Source organism: Streptomyces sp. NPDC050509 (genome assembly GCF_044457965.1).
Taxonomy (GTDB): domain Bacteria; phylum Actinomycetota; class Actinomycetes; order Streptomycetales; family Streptomycetaceae; genus Streptomyces.
Genome location: NZ_JBITHL010000003.1, coordinates 657,521 through 673,369, shown reverse-complemented (window position 1 = coordinate 673,369; position 15,849 = coordinate 657,521). Strand labels below are relative to the sequence as shown.

The following is a 15,849-nucleotide window of genomic DNA, read 5'->3' as shown; positions in this document are numbered from 1 at the left end:
CAGGAGTACCGTCGCTTTCCAGACAAGGCAGGCATCCTGCTCAGCGCGACGGAGCCGACCGCGTCACCCCGAGCCGCAATCCATCGCAACGGAGCGAGCATGCCTGAACCCGCCTCCACGCCCGCAGCGCGGGCGTCCCTGCGCAAAGTCGTCACCGCAAGCGCGCTGGGCACCACCGTCGAGTACTACGACTTCACCCTCTACGCGACGACCGCGGCCCTCGTCTTCGACAAGGTCTTCTTCCCCGACGCGTCCCCGCTGGTCGGAACCCTCGCCGCCTTCGCCACGTATTTCATCGGCTACCTGGCGCGCCCCCTCGGGGGGATCATCTTCGGCCACTTCGGTGACCGCATCGGACGCAAGAACGTCCTCATCACCACCATGCTGATGATGGGCCTCGGCACCTTCGCGATCGGCCTGCTGCCCAGTTACGACAGCATCGGCATCGCCGCTCCCATCCTGCTCGTCCTCATCCGCCTGATCCAGGGCCTGGGCATGGGCGGTGAGTACGGCGGCGGCGTCCTCATGGCGCTGGAGTACAGCCCGCCGCGCCGCCAGGGATTCTTCACCTCGCTGGTGCACATCGGCACCCCGGCCGGCGTCCTGATCCCGGTGGGCCTGGTGACCGTCCTGGACAGCACGCTCCCCGCCGGCTCCTACGACTCCTGGGCCTGGCGGCTGCCGTTCCTCGTCAGCGTCCTACTCATCGGCGTCGGAGTCTGGATGCGGCTGCACGTCACCGAGAGCCCCGAGTTCGTCAAGATGCGTGAGGACCGCGAGGTCCAGAGCCTGCCGGTGCGTGAGGTCCTCACCCGCCGCACGCGTACGGTCATCCTCTCCGTGCTCGCCAAGATCGCCGAGAGTGGCCTGTTCAACATCTACTACGTGGTGGCCATCACCTACGTCACCGCCGAACTCGACCTGCCCAAGGGGCCGGTGCTGCTGGCCGTCCTCATCGCCTGCGCCGTCGAGTGTCTCACCCTCCCCTTCTTCGGCGCCCTCTCCGACCGCATCGGCCGCCGCAAGGTGTACGTCGCCGGAGCCGTCTTCCAGGCCGTCCTCGTGCTGCCCTTCTTCCTGCTGATCGAGACCGGCGAGTTCTGGGCGTACACCGTGGGCATGACCCTCGGACTCGGTGTCGGCCATGCCGCGATGTACGGAGCCCAGGGCGCGCTGTTCTCCAACCTCTACCCGGTCAACGTCCGCTACACCGGCCTGTCGCTCACCCAGCAGATCGGTGCCACCCTCGGCGGCGGCCTCTCCCCGCTCATCGGCACGGCGCTGCTGTCCGCCGGCGGTGGCCACTGGTCCTGGCTGATCGTCTACTGCGTCGGAGTGGCCGTCCTCTCCGGCCTCGCCGCCTCGCGCCTGCGGCAGGGCGAAGTGGACGCCGCCCCCGACACGGTGACCGCCGAGCACCGCCCCGAAAGTCCCGAAAGGACCCAGGTCGCGTGAACCGCCTCTTCCTCCCCGCCGACCATGCCGTCGAGCACGCCCTGAACGGACTGGTGCTCTCCCACCCCGGTCTGCTGCGGCTCAACGAGGACCCGCTCTACGTCGCCGCCCGGGAGCGCCACCCCGGCCGGCGCGTGGGACTCGTCTCCGGCGGCGGCTCCGGCCACGAACCGCTCCACACCGGATTCGTCGGCGCCGGCATGCTGGACGCCGCCGTACCGGGCCGGGTTTTCGCCTCCCCTCACAACCGGCAGATCCTGGAAGCCTCCAGGGACGCCGCCGGCGTGGACGGCGTTCTCCACATCGTGAAGAACTACACCGGCGACCGCATCAACTTCGGCATCGCCGCCGAGCGACTGCGCGCCGAAGGCATCGCGGTACGCCGGGTCCTCGTCGACGACGACCTCGCCACCGAGAGCGACGAGACGGCGACCGGCCGCCGGGGCACGGGTGCCACCGTGCTGGTCGAGAAGCTGCTCGGCGGGGCGGCCGACACCGGCCTGGGGCTGGACGAACTCGCCTCGCTCGGGACGGAGTTCGCGGCCTCCTCCCGCAGCATCGCGGTCGCCTCCCGCGCCCAGACCTCTCCCTCGCAGGGTGGCGAGGCCTTCCAGCTCCCCGACGGCACACTGGAGTACGGGATCGGCATCCACGGCGAGCGCGCGGTCTCCACGCTGGAGCACCCCGGCTTCGAGCAGCTCGTCGACAAGATGACCCGCCAGCTCCTGGAAGCCTTGCCGCAGTCCACCGGTTCCGTGCTGCTCCTGGTCAACGGTCTCGGCGCGACCACCCTGCTGGAGCTCCACGCGATCCACTCCCGGGTGGCGGGACTGCTGGAGGAACGAGGGCTCGACGTGGCCGGGCGGCTCGTCGGCACCTTCGTACCCGCCCTGGACATGAGCGGCTTCTCCCTCACCCTCACCGCACTGCGCGACGACTGGCACGCCTACTGGCAGGCCCCCGCCCGCACCCCGGCCTTCCCCGCAACGGAGTCCCACCGATGAGCACCGACGCCCGGACCGTCCTGACCGCCTTCGCCGAGACGGCCCGTACCGCCCACCCGGCCCTCACCGCACTCGACCAGCTCTCCGGCGACGGCGACTTCGGCGACAACCTGCGCGAAGGGCTCGACCGGGTGACCGGCGCCCTGGCCGACCAGCCCGCCGAGCCCCCGTTCGCGGTGGCCGCGTCCGTCTTCCTCGACGAGGTGGGCGGCACCAGCGGCCCCCTCATCGGCCTGCTGTTCCAAGAGCTCGCCCGTGCCCACGCCGCCCACCCGAACGACGGCCAGGAAGCCTGGCGGACCGGAGTACGGGAGGGCCTGGCCGCTATCCAGCGCGTAGGCGAGGCCGAACCCGGCGACCGGACCCTGGTGGACACCCTCGCCCCGGCCCGCGACGCCCTGGAGTCGGACGCGGACCCCCGGAGCGTGGCCGAAGCCGCCCTGGAAGGAGCCCGTGCCACCGCCGCACTCCGCGCCCGCAGGGGCCGCGCTTCCTACGTCGGCGAGCGCGCCGTCGGCTCCCCGGACCCGGGTGCACTCGGAATCGCTCTGCTCTTCTGGTGCCGCGCCTGGAGCGCGGGCGACGCACCGGGCGAACTGACCGACCACCTGTCCGGGGTTGGTGCGTAGCCTGGAACGAGTCCGGCGTCTGGCAGCCGCTGCACGAGGTGATGCTGGTCGAATTGAATGCTGCAGCACCGTCCCGTCCGTTCGCGGCCGGGGCGGTCGGTCACCCGCGGCGCAAGGTGCGGAGCCGCCGCCGGAGTACGGGGTGTCGGTGAGGAACACCTGATGGCGCAGGCACTCATCGTGATCGAACAGAGACAGCTGTGCTCCGGGGTGAAGCCGCTCCCGGCGCACGATGATGCGGGTCACGGCACCGACATCCTCATCCGTACCGACAGTGCCTCGCCATCACCGGGCAGGTCCGCCGCGCTCCGCGCCATGCCAGACCGCCTCTGGCGTCCCGCCCTGGACCAGGACGGGACGCTGCGTGACGGCGCCGAGACCGCCGAGCTGACCGGCATGGCCGGTCTGGACGGCTATCCGGCCGGCACGCCGGTGAGCGTCGGGGATCTGCGCGAGCGCCTGGTCGAGCACTGTGACGTGATCGGCGGCGGTGTCGGCGCCTGCGTTCCCGGGCCGCAGTCGACCGGACAGCGGCTCAGATCACCAGGCTCAGCAGCGCCGCCACCACGAACCCCGCCACCGACAGCACCGTCTCCAGTACCGTCCAGGACTTGAGGGTGTCGCGCTCCGATATCCCGAAGTACTTCGCGACCATCCAGAACCCCCCGTCGTTGACGTGCGACGCGAAGATCGAGCCCGCCGAGATCGACATGATGATCAGGGCGAGGTGCGCCTGCGGGAGCCCCTGGCCCTCGACCAGCGGGACGACGATGCCCGCCGTGGTGACGATCGCGACCGTCGCTGAGCCCTGCGCGACGCGCAGCACGACCGAGATCAGCCAGGCCAGCACGATGACCGGCAGGCCCACGTCGTTGAAGGTGTCGGCGAGCGCGTCCGCGATGCCGCTGCCCTTGAGGACGGCGCCGAAGACCCCGCCCGCGCCGACCACCAGCAGGATGTTGCCCACGGGCTTGAGGGAGGCGGTGGAGACCGTCTCCAGCGAGCCGCGCGACCAGCCGCGCCGGATGCCCAGCAGGTAGTAGGCGAGCAGCAGCGCGATCGTCAGCGCCACGAAGGGGTGGCCGAAGAACTCGATGACGGAGCGGAGGGTCGAAGGGTCGAACGCGATGGACGAGAAGGTCGCGAGCAGGATCAGGATCAGCGGGGTGCCGATGATGGCGAGGACCGTGCCGAGCGCGACGGGGGTCTCCCGCGGGGTGACGCCCGAGGCGCGCTGTTCGGCGGCGACGGCGGCCTTGGCCTCCTCCGCCGCCTCGACCATGTCCTGCGGCACGTCGACGAAGAGGCGGTTGCCGATCCACGCGGCGTAGGCCCACGCGGCGAGTACGGCCGGGATCCCGACGACGGTGCCCATCAGGATGACCCAGCCCAGGTCGACCTCGAAGAGCCCGGCAGCGGCGACGGGGCCGGGGTGCGGCGGCAGGAACGCGTGCGTCATGGAGAGCCCGGCGAGCAGCGGCATCGCGTACAGCAGGATCGATTTGCCGGAGCGCTTGGCGGCGGCGTACACGATCGGCGCCAGGACGAAGATGCCGACGTCGAAGAAGACGGGGATACCGAAGACGACCCCGGTGACCCCCATGGCGAGCGGGGCGCGCTTCTCGCCGAAGAGCCGGAGCAGCCGGGTGCTCAACACCTCGGCGCCGCCGGAGACTTCGAGGATGGCGCCGAGCATCGTGCCGAGTCCGATGATGATCGCGACATGGCCGAGGATGCCGCCCATCCCCGATTCGATCATCGATACGGCGGCGGACTTCTGGACCGTGCCGAAGAGTTCGGTGACGGAGAGTCCGGCGGCGAGGCCGACGGCTATGGAGACACCGAGCAGCGCCACGAAGGGCTGGAGTCTCACCTTGATGATCAGGACGAGGAGCAGGGCGATACCGAGGGCGGCGACGGTCAGCAGACCGGCGGTTCCGCCGATGAGGAGCAGCAGGCCACCCGTGTGGGGTGGGGTGGCGGGGACGGGCGCGTCAGCGGCGAGCAGCATGGGGGCCTCTGGACCTCTGGTCGGGGCAGGACATGGAGGATCGCGGAGCGGCGAGTGCTGTGTGCGGGTGCTGCGTGCGGGTGCTGTACGGGTGCGGTGTGCGGGGAAGCGAAGAGAGAGGCGGGGAGGGCCGGGGGCCGCGGGCTCAGCCCAGGACGGCGAGCGCGTCGATCTCGACGAGGAGGCCCGCGGGCAGCCCGACGTAGACCGTCGTCCGGGCGGCGGGCGGCTGCGTCAGCCCCTGCGCGGCGAAGTAGGTGTTGTAGATCTCGTTCATCTCGGCGAAGTGGTCGACGTCCGTGAGGTAGACGCGCACCATCATCGCGTCGTCCCAGCTCGCGCCGCCCTCCTCCAGGATCGACTTGACGTTGTCGAGGGTCTGGAGCGTCTGCTCGCGCAGGGTCGGACCGGCCGGCGTCGGCGGCTGCCCCTCGACGGCCGGGAGGAAGCCGACCTGGCCCGCGACCTGAAGGATGTTGCCCTTGCGGACGCCGTGCGAGAAGCGCGCCGGCGGGATGGTGTGCGTGGCGGGCGTCAGCGCGGTCTTGCCGGTCGTGCCGGGCTTGTCGGTCGTGCCGGTCCGGTCGGTCTGCTCGGTCATCGGGCTTCCTTGTCGGGGTGGGGTGCGGTGCCGGAGTACTCCCGGCTGATCGCGTCGGCGGTACGGCGCACCAGCGGGAGCAGGGCGAGGAGTTCGTCGGCGCCGACGACTACGTTCGGCGCGGAGACCGACATCGCGGCGACGACCCGGCCGTCCGTGCCCCTGATCGGGGCGGCGACGCAGTTGATGGACTCCTCGTGGCCACCGAGGTCGGTGGCCCACCCCTGTTCGCGTACGGTCGCCAGTTCCTTGAGGAAGGCGACCGCGTCGGTCGTCGAACGGGGCGTGTACGCGGGGTAGTCGAGGCGTTCCGCGACGGCGCGGCGCTCGGCTTCGGGAAGGTCGGCGAGGAGCAGCTTGGCGACGGCGGCGACGGTGATCGCGACCGGTCTGCCGATCCGCGAGTACATCCGGACCGGGTAGCGGCTCTCGACCTTGTCGATGTAGAGGACGTCGCCCTCCTCGCGCACGGCGAGATGGACGGTGTGGCCGCACTGTTCGTTGAGCGCGGCGAGATGCGGGTGGGCGATCTCGCGCACGTCCAGGTTCTCGACGGCTTCCTGGGCGAGCGCGAAGAGCCGGGCGCCGAGGCGGTAGCGCTGGTCCTGCTGGCGGTGGACTAGTCCGTGCTCGTGGAGCGTACGGAGCAGCCGGAGCGCGGTGGACTTGTGGACGCCGAGCCGCTCCGCGACCTGCCCGAGGTCGGCGGGGCCCTGGGCGAGCAGCGGGAGGATGCTCAGCGCGCGGTCGACGGTCTGGCTCATGCGGTACGTACCTCCGGCTCGCCCGCGCCCGTCCAGCCCGGTCCGAGACGCAGTGTGCCCCAGGCGCTGTCGTCCAGTGCGGCGAGGCGGTCGGCGTGGTCCCGGGCGGGCGGCGTGGCGAGGTCGCCGGCGACGGTGAGGGCGGCGGCGGCCATGAGGTGGCCGTGGCGCAGCCGGGCGGCGACGGGCAGGCCGCGCAGGGTCGCGGAGAGGAATCCGGCGGCGAAGGCGTCACCGGCGCCGACGGGGGCCACGACGTCGACGCGCAGCGCGGGGACGGTGGTGACGGTGTCCCCGGAGCCGGAGCCGAAGCCGAAGACGGAGCCGGGGCCGGAGCCGGAGCCGGAGCCCCCGTCGGGGACGGTGCCTCCGTCGGGGCCGTGGCCGGTACGCGTGTACGCCGTCGCGCCCTCGCTGCCGCGCTTGACCACCAGCGTCCGAGGCTCGGGCAGCGCCGCCCGGATCGCGTCCGCGCCGTGCAGGTCCCAGGCTTCGGCGGCCTCGTCCTCCCCGACGAGGACGAGGTCGGCGCCGCGCGCCAGGTCGAGGAGCACCCGGGCGCCGTCCGTGTCGCGCCACAGGCCGGGGCGGTGGTTGATGTCGAAGGAGAGGAGGGGGCGGCCGGGTGCGCGGCGGGTGAGTTCCCGGGTGAGGGCGAGGCAGCCGTCCGAGAGCGCGGGGGTGATGCCGGAGAGGTGCAGGACGCGCCCGGCCCACAGGTCCTCGTACGGCAGGGTGCCCGGGGCCAGCGCGGAGGCGGCGGATCCCGCCCGGTAGTAGGCGACCTCGTGGACGTCGGTGGCGCGGTCCGTCGCCGTACGGAAGTAGATCCCGGTCGGCCGGTCCGGGTCCCTGCGGACGCCGGACGTGTCCACGCCGTACGCGCCGATCGCCTCGACCAGGTGGTCGCCGAAGCCGTCGGCGCCGACGCTGCTGACCCACTTCACGGTGTGTCCCGCGCCCGCGAGCGCGCAGGCGACGTTGGACTCGGCGCCGCCGATCGTCCGGTCGTACGAGGGGACGTCCGCGAGCCGGCCGGGGCGCGTGGGCAGGAAGGTGACCATGGACTCACCGAGGCAGACGGCGTCCACGCTCGGGGTGGCGGCGCGGTCCGCGGCTACGGTTCCGGTCGCGGTTCCGGTCACGCTGGGGCTCCTCGTGGGTCGGGAGTGTCGAGAGAGGTCGACAGGTGCGGGGGAGGTCGGTGGCGTCGGGAGGGGTCAAGGGCGTCGTGCGGGGCACCATTGACCCGGTGTCTGCCCGGATGTTAGACACCGGGGAGCGACATACGCAATGCCCGTTGCACAGAACGCAACGACATGTGTCAGCGCTCATCAGTACTACGGGCACGACCACGGCACCGACGACGGGAAGGCACCCATGGCCGCCGACGAGCACGCCGAGTACGTCGACCACCGCTTCAAGGGCCTCCCGCCGGACGCCGAGGGCCTGACCGTCGGCGCGCTCGCCGCCGAGCGCCGCTCTCTGTTCACCGGCGGTTTCACCACCCCCGTACTCGCCCTGTCCGCCGAGTCGGTCGAGCACAACCTCGCCCTCCTGGAGACGTACGCGCAGCGCCACGGCCTCGCCTTCGCCCCGCACGGCAAGACGTCGATGGCCCCGCAGCTCTTCGCGCGCCAGCTCGACCGGGGCGCGTGGGGCATCACCGCCGCGGTCCCCCATCAGGCCCGCGTCTACCGTGCGTTCGGCATCCCGCGGATCTTCCTCGCCAACGAGCTGGTCGACGCCGCGGCGCTGCGCTGGCTCGCCGCCGAGCTGGACCGGGACCCCGGCTTCCGCTTCGTCTGTTACGTGGACTCCGTGCGCGGCGTCGAGCTGATGGACGAGGCGCTGCGCGCCGCCGGAGCGGGCCGTCCGGTGGAGGTCGTCGTGGAGCTGGGCGCGGGCGAGGGCGCCCGTACCGGGGTCCGTACGGAGGCGGAGTGCGCGGCGGTCGCGGACGCGGTGGCCGCCGTACCGACCCTGCGGCTGACCGGGGTGGCGGGGTACGAGGGCGAGGTGCCCGGCGCCGACGGGGAGACCGTACGCGCGTGGCTGCGGCGGCTCGTGGCCCTGGCGGCCGAGTTCGACGAGGCGGGCCGCTTCGGCGCCACGGACGAGATCGTGATCAGCGCGGGCGGCAGCGCCTGGTTCGACGCGGTGGCGGACGTCTTCGCCGATGTCCCGGCGCTCTCCCGCCCGGTGTGCAAGCTGTTGCGCTCCGGCGCGTACGTCTCGCACGACGACGGCCACTACCGCCGGCTCACCCCCTTCAACCGCGTCGCCGGTGAGGGCTCCCTGGAGCCCGCGTTCCGGCTCTGGGCGCAGGTCGTCTCGCGCCCCTCCTCCGCGCAGGCGTTCGTCAACGCGGGCAAGCGGGACGCGGCGTACGACCTGGACCTGCCGGAGGCGCAGGTCGTACGGGACGGCCGCACCGGCGAGATCCGCCCGGCGACCGGGGTCACGGTCACGGGCCTCTCCGACCAGCACGGCTGGCTCGCCACCTCGCCCGAGGCGGAGCTGGAGGTCGGCGACTGGGTGGGGATGGGGCTGTCGCATCCGTGCACGTCGTTCGACAAGTGGCAGCTCATCCCGTTGGTGGAGGCGGACGGCACGGTCACGGACTTCGTCCGCACCTACTTCTGATCAGGATCGGATTCGGATTGGATTCGGATTCCGATTCCGATTCGGGTTCGGGTTCGGGTTCGGGTTCGGGAGGCAGTCATGGATCTCGTCATACGCGACGTACGCGTCGTCGACGGTACGGGCGGGGCGTCGTACCGGGCCGATGTCGGCATCGCGGGGGGCCGGATCGTCGAGATCCGGAAGGACGGCGGCAGCGGCCCGCGCCCGGCCGGCGCCCGGGTCCTGGACGGCGCCGGGCTCGCGCTCGCGCCCGGCTTCATCGACATGCACGCGCACAGCGATCTCGCGCTGCTGCGCGACCCCGACCACTCCGCGAAGGCCGCGCAGGGCGTGACCCTCGAAGTCATCGGCCAGGACGGCCTGTCGTACGCGCCGGTGGACGACGCCACCCTCGCCCAGGTCCGGCAGGCGATCGCGGGCTGGAACGGTGACGGGTCGGACCTGGACCTCGACTGGCGCACGGTCGGCGAATACCTCGACCGGCTCGACCGCGCCTTCGAGGGCCGGGGCTTCGACGGCGACGGCATCGCCGTCAACGCCGCCTATCTGATCCCGCAGGGCACGGTCCGCGCCCAGGTGGTCGGCTGGGACGACCGCCCCGCGACGGAGGCCGAACGCGCCGCGATGGAACGGCTGGTGGCCGAGTCGATGGAGCAGGGCGCGGTCGGAATGTCCTCCGGGCTGACGTACACGCCCGGGATGTACGCGGACGACGCCGAACTGACCGCGCTGTGCCGGGTGGTGGCGCGGTACGGCGGCTACTACTGCCCGCACCACCGTTCGTACGGCGCCGGTGCGCTGCGCGCGTACGAGGAGATGGTGACGCTCACCCGGCGGGCCGGCTGCGCCCTCCATCTCGCCCACGCCACCATGAACTTCGGGGTGAACAAGGGGAAGGCGCCCGAACTGCTCGCCCTGCTCGACCGGGCGCTGGACGCGGGCGCGGACATCTCCCTGGACACGTATCCGTACACCCCGGGGTGCACCACGCTCGTGGCGATGCTGCCCAGTTGGGCGAGCGAGGGCGGGCCCGGCGCGATCCTGGAGCGGCTGCGGGACGACGCGAGCGCCGAGCGGATCCGGTACGTGCTGGAGGAGGTCGGCGCGGACGGCTGCCACGGTGTGCCCATCGAGTGGGACACGATCGAGATCTCCGGGGTCACGGATCCGGCGCTCGCCCACCACGTGGGCAGGACGGTCGCCGAGTCGGCGGAGCTGGCGGGCGAGTCGCCGTGGACCACGGCGCGCGGGCTGCTGATCGCGGACCGGCTCGGCCCGACGATCCTCCAGCACGTCGGGCACGAGGAGAACGTCCGCGCGATCATGCGCCACCGGGTCCACACCGGTGGCAGCGACGGCATCCTCCAGGGCGCCAAGCCGCATCCGCGCGCGTACGGCACCTTCCCGCACTATCTCGGCCGGTACGCCCGTGACCTGGGCGTCCTCTCGCTGGAGGAGTGCGTCGCCCATCTCACCGCGCGCCCGGCGGCCCGGCTGGGCCTGCGGGACCGGGGGCTGGTCGAGGAGGGCCACCGCGCCGATCTGGTGCTCTTCGACCCGGACACGGTGGCGGCTGGCTCGACCTTCGAGGCGCCGCGTACCCCGCCGGTGGGGATCCCGTACGTACTGATCGACGGCCGCTTCGTGATCGAGGACGGGCGCCGTACGGACGTACTGGCGGGGAGGTCGGTCCGGCACGGCCGGTGAGCCGTGCGGGCACGGCCGATGAGCCGCGTGGGCACGGACGTGCCTGGTGGGAACGGGTAGGCGAGCCGCTTCACACAAACTCGTGACCCGGCCCCGGGAAACGGATCCTCACCCCCCTTTCGCTCGTCTCTCTCCCCGGACACGGTGATCAGAGGCGAAAGCGGTGGGGACGATGGGGCGCTCGGGGACAGTGCGCGGGGGTGGGCGAGCGGCCGGCGCACGGCTGCTGACGGCGGCGCTCGCGCTGGCCGGGGCGGCGCTGCTCGCGGGGTGCGGGGAGCGGACGGTGGACGAGAGCGACGCGAAGGCCCCGGCGCCGCGCCCCGGGGTGACCTCGCCCGTACCGTCCCCACGCGACGACGGACAGAACGGCGCACGGAACGGCGCACGGGACGACGCGCAGGGCAGCACACGGGACGGCGGGCGCGACAGCGCGCGGGACCGGCGCGAGGAGCGTGCGCCCGCGCTGCCCCGGCAGACCTCCTCGCCGGACCCGAAGCTGCCGCCGCCCCGGGTCAGCATGGACATCGCCCACGCGGTGGAGGGCGGCGGCACGGCGGTCAACCTGACCGTCGACGACGGCCCCGACCCCGTCTGGACGCCGCGCATCCTCACGATCCTCCGGGAGAACGGGGCGCGGGCGACCTTCTGCATGATCGGCCCGCAGGCCGCCGCGCACCCCGCCCTGGTGCGGCGGGTGGTGGCCGAGGGGCACCGGCTGTGCGACCACTCCGTGGCGCACGACACCGGAATGGACCAGCGGTCACGCGCCTACCAGAGGGAGCAGATCCGCACGGCGGCCCGGCAGATCGAGCAGGCGTCCGGCGGGGTGAAGCCGCTGTACTACCGGGCGCCCGGGGGCGCCTTCACGCCGTACAGCCGGCAGATCGCGGCGGGTGCGGGGATGCGTCCGCTGGGCTGGAACGTGGACTCGAAGGACTTCGAGACGCCCGGCGCCGACGTCATCCTGCGCACGGTGAAGGACGAGCTGGGCAACGGCCCCACCCTCCTCTTCCACGACGGCGGGGGCGACCGCTCGCAGACGGCGCACGCGATGGAGCGGCTGCTGCCGTGGCTGCGCGGTAAGGGGTACGGCTTCGGCTTCCCGGAGCGCTGAGCCCACGGGCCACGCCCCGTACGCCGTGCGGGGCAACGTGGGGAAAAACACCACGCGGGGTCCGTTACACGGCCGTAAGGTGGCGGACATGCAGGTCATCCAGTCGACGAAGCTCGCCAACGTCTGTTACGAGATCCGGGGGCCGGTCCTCGATGAGGCGATGCGGCTGGAGGCGGCGGGCCACCGCATCCTCAAGCTCAACACCGGCAACCCGGCCGCCTTCGGCTTCGAGTGCCCGCCCGAGATCCTGGAGGACATGCTCAGGAACCTGAGCGGCGCGCACGGCTACGGCGACGCGAAGGGGCTGCTGTCCGCCCGCCGCGCGGTCATGCAGCACTACCAGACCAAGGGCATCGACCTGGGCGTCGAGGACATCTACCTCGGCAACGGGGTCTCCGAGCTGATCCAGATGTCGATGCAGGCGCTGCTGGACGACGGCGACGAGGTGCTCGTACCGGCCCCCGACTATCCGCTGTGGACCGCGTCGGTCTCGCTCGCGGGCGGTACGGCCGTGCACTACCGCTGCGACGAGCAGGCCGAGTGGATGCCGGACCTGGCGGACATCGAGCGGAAGATCACCGATCGTACGAAGGCGATCGTGATCATCAACCCGAACAATCCGACGGGTGCCGTGTACGGCGAGGAGATGCTCGGCTCGCTCACCGAGATCGCCCGCCGCCACAACCTGGTCGTCTGCTCGGACGAGATCTACGACCGGATCCTGTACGACGGCACCACGCACACCCCGACCGCCGCCGTCGCGCCCGATCTGCTGACCCTCACGTTCAACGGGCTCTCCAAGAACTACCGGGTGGCCGGGTTCCGCTCCGGCTGGCTGGCGGTCTGCGGCCCCAAGGCGCACGCCTCCTCGTACATCGAGGGGCTGACGATCCTCGCCAACATGCGGCTGTGCGCGAACATGCCCTCGCAGCACGCGGTGGCCACCGCGCTGAACGGGCGGCAGTCGATCGAGGACCTGGTGCTGCCGGGCGGCCGGATCCTGGAGCAGCGGGACACGGCGTACGAACTGCTCACCCAGATCCCCGGTGTGACCTGTGTGAAGCCCAAGGGCGCGCTGTATCTCTTCCCCCGGCTGGACCCGAAGGTCTTCAAGATCAAGGACGACCGGCAGATGGTGCTCGATCTGCTGCGGGCCGAGAAGATCATGGTCGTGCACGGTACGGGGTTCAACTGGCCGGAGCCGGACCACTTCCGGATCGTCACGCTCCCGGCGGCGCAGGACCTGACGGACGCGGTGACGCGGATCGGGACGTTCCTGGACGGTTACTCCCAGCCGTAGGGGTCCCCGTACGTCCCCCGTGCGCCCCTCGTACGTCCCCCGTACGACGAATGTCGGATCGCGCTCAACTTTAGACTGGATCCAAGGTAGGATGGTCTCCTGACCACGCAAGGAGGCCGTCCCATGTACGAGCCCATCCGTACGAAGTCGGTCCACGCACTGGCCGACGACGCCGACTTTCCGCACCGGAGCCGCGAGGACGAGCTGAGGATCCAGCTCTCCGGTCATCTCTCCGCGCTCCTCGCGGTCACCGACGAGCTGGGGCTGGACGAGGCCGCGGAGGCCGTCGCCGGCCAGATCGGCAGGCTGCGCGGCGCCCCGCCGGCCCGGCACGCCGGGCTCAGCGGGGCCGACCAGGCGGCACTGCACCGCCGCGCCCTCGCGCTGGCGGGACGCGCCCTCGTCGTCGCCGCAGCGCGTGCGGACACGGCCGCGGCGATCCTCTCGGCCGAGCGCATGGACGCGCACACCGCCGCACTGGCCGAGCTGGTGCCGGAGCGGAGCCTCCCCGACCGGAGTCTCCCTGATCAGCGCCTCGTCGGCGCCCACTGACGGCCCCGGTCCGCGGGCCGCGAAGACGCGCGGACCGGGTGCCACCCTCCGGCACCAGCCGGTCTGATGGGGCGTTTCCCGCCTCGGACAGGGCCTAGCCCAGGCGCTCGACCAGGGCGTGGTACTCGTCCCACAGTTCCTTCGGCGTGTGGTCGCCGAAGGTGTTGAGGTGCTCGGGGACGAGCGCCGCCTCCTCGCGCCAGACGTCCTTGTCGACGGAGAGCAGGAAGTCCAGCTCGGCCCCCGACAGCGCCAGGCCCTCGGTGTCCAGGGACTCCTTGGTCGGCAGGACGCCGATCGGGGTCTCGACGCCCTCGGCCGTGCCGTCCAGGCGCTCCACGATCCACTTCAGGACGCGGCTGTTCTCGCCGAAGCCGGGCCAGACGAACGAGCCCTTCTCGTCCTTGCGGAACCAGTTGACGTAGTAGATCTTCGGCAGCTTCGAGCCGTCGCCCTTCTCCACCGCGTCCTGGCCGACCTTGACCCAGTGGCCCATGTAGTCGCCCATGTTGTAGCCGCAGAACGGCAGCATGGCGAACGGGTCGCGGCGCAGCTCACCGACCTTGCCCTCGGCAGCCGCCGTCTTCTCGGAGGCGACGTTGGCTCCGAGGAAGACGCCGTGCTGCCAGTCGAAGGACTCGGTGACCAGCGGCACGGCGGAGGCGCGGCGACCGCCGAAGAGGATGGCCGAGATCGGGACGCCCTTGGGGTCCTCCCACTCGGGGGCGATGATGGGGCACTGTCCGGCGGGGACGGTGAAGCGGGCGTTGGGGTGGGCGGCGGGCGTGCCGGACTCCGGGGTCCAGTCGTTGCCCTTCCAGTCGGTGAGGTGCGCGGGCGGCTCCTCGGTCATGCCCTCCCACCAGACGTCGCCGTCGTCGGTGAGCGCGACGTTGGTGAAGACCGAGTTGCCCCACATGGTCTTCATGGCGTTGGCGTTGGTGTGCTCGCCGGTGCCGGGCGCGACGCCGAAGAAGCCCGCCTCGGGGTTGATGGCGTACAGCCGGCCGTCCTCGCCGAACCGCATCCAGGCGATGTCGTCGCCGATGGTCTCCACGGTCCAGCCGGAGATGGTGGGCTCCAGCATGGCGAGGTTGGTCTTGCCGCAGGCGGACGGGAACGCGGCGGCGACGTACTTCGGCTGCCCCTGCGGAGGAGTCAGCTTGAGGATCAGCATGTGCTCGGCGAGCCAGCCCTCGTCGCGCGCCATGACGGACGCGATGCGCAGGGCGTAGCACTTCTTGCCGAGCAGGGCGTTGCCGCCGTAGCCGGAGCCGTACGACCAGATCTCGCGGGACTCGGGGAAGTGCGAGATGTACTTGGTCGAGTTGCAGGGCCAGGGCACGTCGGCCTCGCCCTCGGCGAGCGGGGCGCCGAGGGTGTGGACGGCCTTGACGAAGAAGCCGTCGGAGCCCAGTTCGTCGAGGACGGGCTGTCCCATGCGGGTCATGGTGCGCATGGACGCCGCCACGTACGCGGAGTCGGTGATCTCGACGCCGATCGCGGAGAGCGGTGAGCCGAGGGGGCCCATGCAGAACGGGACGACGTACATCGTCCGGCCGCGCATGGACCCGCGGAAGACGCCGCCCTCCCCCGTGAAGATCTCCCGCATCTCGGCGGGGGCCTTCCAGTGGTTCGTCGGGCCCGCGTCCTCCTCCTTCTCGGAGCAGATGAAGGTCCGGTCCTCGACCCGCGCCACGTCGGAGGGGTCCGAGGCGGCGTAGTACGAGTTGGGGCGCTTGCCCGCGTCGAGCTTCTTGAACGTGCCCTTGGCGACGAGCTCCCCGCACAGGCGCTCGTACTCACTCTCGGACCCGTCGCACCAGACCACGCTGTCCGGCTGGGTGAGGGCGGCGATCTCGTTCACCCAGGAGATCAGTCCCTGGTGACCGGTGGGCACCGTGCTGGAAGTGGTGCCGAAGGTGGTGCCGGAAAAGCTGGAGGTGCTGGGAGCCGCGTTGTCGCGCGCCACGATCGCTCCTTGATGAGGGGTTTTGAGGTTGTCTGCCCCTTGGGGGCCTCGACCCGGATGCTTCGTAGCCGCTCATCCGGTGCCGACCGCA

Annotated in this window: 14 protein-coding genes; 8 read left to right on the top strand and 6 right to left on the bottom strand. The window is 71.7% G+C overall.

The genetic code is table 11. The annotated features are described in order from the left end of the window. The first annotated feature begins 99 nt into the window (after nucleotides 1-99). From ACIBJC_RS12245 to ACIBJC_RS12235, 3 genes are read left to right on the top strand one after another with little or no spacing between them, the layout of a single operon-like run. Nucleotides 100-1,455 carry an MFS transporter gene (locus ACIBJC_RS12245; RefSeq protein WP_399291002.1) on the top strand — a complete coding sequence of 452 codons (1,356 nt, stop codon included), beginning with the start codon at nucleotides 100-102 and terminating at the stop codon, nucleotides 1,453-1,455. Next, nucleotides 1,452-2,459 (top strand): dihydroxyacetone kinase subunit DhaK, encoded by a 1,008-nt coding sequence (locus ACIBJC_RS12240; protein ID WP_399290999.1) that lies wholly within the window; start codon nucleotides 1,452-1,454, stop codon nucleotides 2,457-2,459. The genes ACIBJC_RS12245 and ACIBJC_RS12240 overlap by 4 nt, the downstream gene beginning before the upstream one ends. Further along, nucleotides 2,456-3,088, top strand: coding sequence for a DAK2 domain-containing protein (locus ACIBJC_RS12235; protein ID WP_399290996.1), 633 nt, complete (start codon nucleotides 2,456-2,458; stop codon nucleotides 3,086-3,088). Before ACIBJC_RS12240 ends, ACIBJC_RS12235 begins: the two co-directional genes overlap by 4 nt. 285 nt (nucleotides 3,089-3,373) lie before the next feature. Here the strand turns inward: ACIBJC_RS12235 and ACIBJC_RS12230 are convergent, their stop codons facing one another. The 5 genes from ACIBJC_RS12230 to ACIBJC_RS12210 all read right to left on the bottom strand — a co-directional run bounded on the left by ACIBJC_RS12230 (nucleotide 3,374) and on the right by ACIBJC_RS12210 (nucleotide 7,609). Beyond that, nucleotides 3,374-3,559, bottom strand: coding sequence for a hypothetical protein (locus ACIBJC_RS12230; protein ID WP_399290994.1), 186 nt, complete (start codon nucleotides 3,557-3,559; stop codon nucleotides 3,374-3,376). A gap of 64 nt (nucleotides 3,560-3,623) precedes the next feature. Continuing rightward, nucleotides 3,624-5,099, bottom strand: a complete 1,476-nt coding sequence (locus ACIBJC_RS12225) for a GntP family permease (RefSeq protein ID WP_399290991.1) — start codon at nucleotides 5,097-5,099, stop codon at nucleotides 3,624-3,626. 145 nt (nucleotides 5,100-5,244) lie between these two features. Beyond that, nucleotides 5,245-5,700 (bottom strand): RidA family protein, encoded by a 456-nt coding sequence (locus tag ACIBJC_RS12220; RefSeq protein WP_399290988.1) that lies wholly within the window; start codon nucleotides 5,698-5,700, stop codon nucleotides 5,245-5,247. Further along, complete coding sequence (locus ACIBJC_RS12215) at nucleotides 5,697-6,464, bottom strand: IclR family transcriptional regulator (RefSeq protein WP_399290985.1); 768 nt, start codon at nucleotides 6,462-6,464, stop codon at nucleotides 5,697-5,699. Before ACIBJC_RS12215 ends, ACIBJC_RS12220 begins: the two co-directional genes overlap by 4 nt. After that, entirely contained in the window at nucleotides 6,461-7,609 is a 1,149-nt protein-coding gene (locus ACIBJC_RS12210; RefSeq protein WP_399290982.1) for a sugar kinase, read from the bottom strand. The genes ACIBJC_RS12215 and ACIBJC_RS12210 overlap by 4 nt, the downstream gene beginning before the upstream one ends. A gap of 235 nt (nucleotides 7,610-7,844) precedes the next feature. On the opposite strand from ACIBJC_RS12210, the gene ACIBJC_RS12205 reads away from it, so the two are divergent. From ACIBJC_RS12205 to ACIBJC_RS12185, 5 genes are all read left to right on the top strand, one after another. Next, nucleotides 7,845-9,110 (top strand): alanine racemase, encoded by a 1,266-nt coding sequence (locus ACIBJC_RS12205; protein ID WP_399291237.1) that lies wholly within the window; start codon nucleotides 7,845-7,847, stop codon nucleotides 9,108-9,110. Nucleotides 9,111-9,188: 78 nt separating this feature from the next. Beyond that, a complete protein-coding gene (locus ACIBJC_RS12200) occupies nucleotides 9,189-10,817 on the top strand; it encodes an amidohydrolase family protein (RefSeq protein ID WP_399290979.1) in 1,629 nt (542 codons plus the stop codon). A 466-nt stretch (nucleotides 10,818-11,283) separates the two neighbouring features. Then, nucleotides 11,284-11,934, top strand: coding sequence for a polysaccharide deacetylase family protein (locus ACIBJC_RS12195; protein ID WP_399291234.1), 651 nt, complete (start codon nucleotides 11,284-11,286; stop codon nucleotides 11,932-11,934). Nucleotides 11,935-12,022: 88 nt separating this feature from the next. Further along, on the top strand, nucleotides 12,023-13,234 hold the full coding sequence (locus tag ACIBJC_RS12190; protein WP_399290976.1) for a pyridoxal phosphate-dependent aminotransferase: 1,212 nt from the start codon (nucleotides 12,023-12,025) through the stop codon (nucleotides 13,232-13,234). A gap of 123 nt (nucleotides 13,235-13,357) precedes the next feature. Next, the gene (locus ACIBJC_RS12185; protein WP_399290974.1) at nucleotides 13,358-13,786 is read left to right on the top strand and encodes a hypothetical protein; all 429 of its coding nucleotides are present in this window, start codon (nucleotides 13,358-13,360) and stop codon (nucleotides 13,784-13,786) included. Nucleotides 13,787-13,880: 94 nt separating this feature from the next. Here ACIBJC_RS12185 and ACIBJC_RS12180 read toward each other — a convergent pair whose 3' ends face one another. Then, nucleotides 13,881-15,758, bottom strand: a complete 1,878-nt coding sequence (locus ACIBJC_RS12180) for a phosphoenolpyruvate carboxykinase (GTP) (protein WP_399290972.1) — start codon at nucleotides 15,756-15,758, stop codon at nucleotides 13,881-13,883. Nucleotides 15,759-15,849: the final 91 nt, after the last annotated feature.

Excerpts from the sequence above, each read along its gene's own strand:
- ACIBJC_RS12215 (WP_399290985.1), bottom strand. The coding sequence starts at position 6,464 with ATGAGCCAGACCGTCGACCGCGCGCTGAGCATCCTCCCGCTGCTCGCC.
- ACIBJC_RS12190 (WP_399290976.1), top strand. The coding sequence starts at position 12,023 with ATGCAGGTCATCCAGTCGACGAAGCTCGCCAACGTCTGTTACGAGATC.
- ACIBJC_RS12200 (WP_399290979.1), top strand. The coding sequence starts at position 9,189 with ATGGATCTCGTCATACGCGACGTACGCGTCGTCGACGGTACGGGCGGG.
- ACIBJC_RS12185 (WP_399290974.1), top strand. The coding sequence starts at position 13,358 with ATGTACGAGCCCATCCGTACGAAGTCGGTCCACGCACTGGCCGACGAC.
- ACIBJC_RS12245 (WP_399291002.1), top strand. The coding sequence starts at position 100 with ATGCCTGAACCCGCCTCCACGCCCGCAGCGCGGGCGTCCCTGCGCAAA.
- ACIBJC_RS12235 (WP_399290996.1), top strand. The coding sequence starts at position 2,456 with ATGAGCACCGACGCCCGGACCGTCCTGACCGCCTTCGCCGAGACGGCC.
- ACIBJC_RS12220 (WP_399290988.1), bottom strand. The coding sequence starts at position 5,700 with ATGACCGAGCAGACCGACCGGACCGGCACGACCGACAAGCCCGGCACG.
- ACIBJC_RS12205 (WP_399291237.1), top strand. The coding sequence starts at position 7,845 with ATGGCCGCCGACGAGCACGCCGAGTACGTCGACCACCGCTTCAAGGGC.
- ACIBJC_RS12225 (WP_399290991.1), bottom strand. The coding sequence starts at position 5,099 with ATGCTGCTCGCCGCTGACGCGCCCGTCCCCGCCACCCCACCCCACACG.